2 protein-coding genes are annotated in these 2,447 nt (G+C 62.7%); both read right to left on the reverse strand.

What is annotated here, in order from left to right:
- Nucleotides 1–465: 465 nt before the first annotated feature.
- The gene (locus ACIQCY_RS18230; RefSeq protein ID WP_400485208.1) at nt 466–1,128 is read right to left on the reverse strand and encodes a GNAT family N-acetyltransferase; all 663 of its coding nucleotides are present in this window, start codon (nt 1,126–1,128) and stop codon (nt 466–468) included.
- 858 nt (nt 1,129–1,986) lie between these two features.
- Nucleotides 1,987–2,447, reverse strand: a 461-nt coding sequence (locus ACIQCY_RS18235; RefSeq protein ID WP_400485209.1) for a hypothetical protein, incomplete at its 5' end; no start/stop codon positions are given.

Genomic DNA, 2,447 nt, shown 5'->3' on the forward strand with positions numbered 1-2,447 from the left:
AGCAACACAAAAAAGGGAAGGCCCCACACCACCAGGTGCGGGGCCTTCCCCCCATTTAACCCACACCACGAAAAATTCAAACCACACCCACCCAACAGCACCGTGCCAACACCGAGCCGGCAGCCCTGCACACCGTACGGCCTGCAGCAGAGGCTTCCATCACATCCACTCGAGGCGCCGACACCGGTGACAGTCCGGGGCGGCGCGCGGTCGAGGAGGGACGGCTGTCTCCGGCTCCACTTCGGGAGTGGCCGATCCAACCGATCGCTGGGTCAAGCCAGATGTGACCTGGGAACTGAACGCAAGCCGTACCCGCCCAGAGGTGGTGGGCCGGCCGATGACGATGCGTCTGCCGCTTCCGATCGTGTCCTGGGATCGCGCCGCATCACCCTTGTCGACCTGTTCGCTGGGGCGATTCGGCCCGACAAGCCAGGGGGCCTGGGCGAGGACGGGTCGGCCGGAGAACTAGGCCGACCAGGGAAGTCTGTGATGCAAGGCGTGCAGGGTCACGGAGCCGCCATAGATCAGAGAGGCCCCCATCTCTGAAAAACCCCAGCGTCCGTACATCTCCCGGACCTGGGGTACCTGGCCATAGACGCCGAGGATGGCATCGTTTTCCGTTCGGCTCGAGAGCAGGTGATGGATGCACTGTTTGGCTATCCCGCGGCCTCGAAAGCGTTCGTCGACAGCTAGTTCCTGGACGATGACGGTTCTTGATGGCGTGATTGCGGCGTCTCGCTCTGGCAGCATTTCCTTTAGTCGGCGCTGCCAGGAGCTGTCCTGGTCAAGCCTTTGAGATAGCGCGAAGCCGATGACGTGCTCATCGTGACTCGCCGCGACGAGTCGCCCGCCAGGACCAGCAAGACATTCGGGCCCCCATCGGTCGATGCTCTGCAGCTCAGCCGGTGGTTCATTGTAGGGAGGGGCGGAGAAGCTCGAGACGAAGAGAGTCGCAACCTCAGCCCACGTTTCCTCCCCAGCAACATGCTCGAACTGGACGTAGCGAACTTCCCGGTACGCGGTCGGGTCCGCGAGACGGCATTGAGTACGGCTGAGTGCCCGTCGCTCGGCGCCGCGAGCTTGTTCAACACGTTGACGGTCCACGCCGACCTCACGCAAGAGCTTCATATCGGCGGGTCCAAAGTGCGATGACATCGGTGGTTACCGCTCCGACGGTAAGTGCTGCGGTGATCCCTGCAATGACGTCGTCGGCTGCCCTTGACTGGCGGAGGAGAAGAACATCGATCAGGGCTCGGTGCCGCCGGTGTCCCCATCGATCGTCCGGGCCGCGGCCAGCGTGGTTCGTGGTGGAGGTGAAGGCCCCGGACGCTCGTGCCTGAGCCAGGGCGGTCGAACAAGGTAGGGCGTCGGGCTCGTGGTGGAGGACCTCGAGGTAGTGGTTGAGGTTCACGGTCAACCCGTGCTTCGTCACGACCGGGGATGCAGGTGCCTGTTCGAAGGTGAATTCCGCCGCGACAGGCGGTCACAACAAACCGTGTGGGTCATGGCCGGGGGCCAGGAATAGCTGTCTCGCTGGGTCACCCGATTCTGGCTCGACCGCTGGCTTGTGAATGAGTCATAGGCGCTCCGGGACTCAGGCTCACGCACAGCCTGTGCGGTACTGCCCCAGCCTGTGCGGTACTGCCCCTACCCGTGTCGTGACGGCTGTCCCGTCTCGGTCGCACGTAGCCCGGACGTGGCCCCCGCTACCCGGCAGCTTCGTTCGTCGAACGATGTTTCCCTCCCGTCCCGTCCGTCGCGCCGACCAATCGAGGGGCGCCTGCGGCTCCAAGCGCTGGCTGGGGGCCGCGCCACCGGGCCGGGAGGGCAGGTCCGCCAATGGAGGCGCCCTCGAGCTGAACCGACCGAGTGAGCTGTGCCTTGGCCGGCCCCACAAAGAAGCCGCGCAGGTAGTGCTGGACGTCCGCGCGGAGCTGCAGAACGTGCACCACCAGGTCGCTGCCCCGGTCATCGCCCGAGGCCTGTTCATCTCGGCAAGAGCAGCCGGGAGCGCCGGCAGGACGGCGCCGGGAGCCCCCAGGATGACGTGACGGAGGCGACGCTCCATCGGTTTGCCCCGATCCAGCGCGGCGTGTAATGTCTTATGAGTTGCCCCGGTGAGGGCAGCCAACCCCCTTCAAATCCAGCGGTCACTTCGTGCGCTCTGAAGCGAACACGAAATTGACCTCCATTTGTCATGGGATTGTCTTGTCGTATTCCGATATGCAGGCTGTAGGCCAAAGCAGAGGATTTGACAAGAGAAAAGAGAATGAAATAAGCTGTAAACATAACGGCGAAGGAAAACAAGCCCGAAAGAACGCGAAAGCGTCGGGATTGCAAGTAATCGAACGTTCCTGTTGTTTGAGAACTCAATAGTGTGCCAAGTTTGTTGATACCGATTGTTTTTTGATTGGTTGAATTTGCTGGTTGCCGCACCCCGTGTGGTG

Origin of the sequence: Arthrobacter sp. NPDC092385 (assembly GCF_044755105.1) — a bacterium.
Taxonomy (GTDB): domain Bacteria; phylum Actinomycetota; class Actinomycetes; order Actinomycetales; family Micrococcaceae; genus Arthrobacter_D.

Coding starts and splice junctions, on each gene's coding strand:
- ACIQCY_RS18230 (WP_400485208.1), bottom strand. CDS start 1,128: ATGAAGCTCTTGCGTGAGGTCGGCGTGGACCGTCAACGTGTTGAACAA.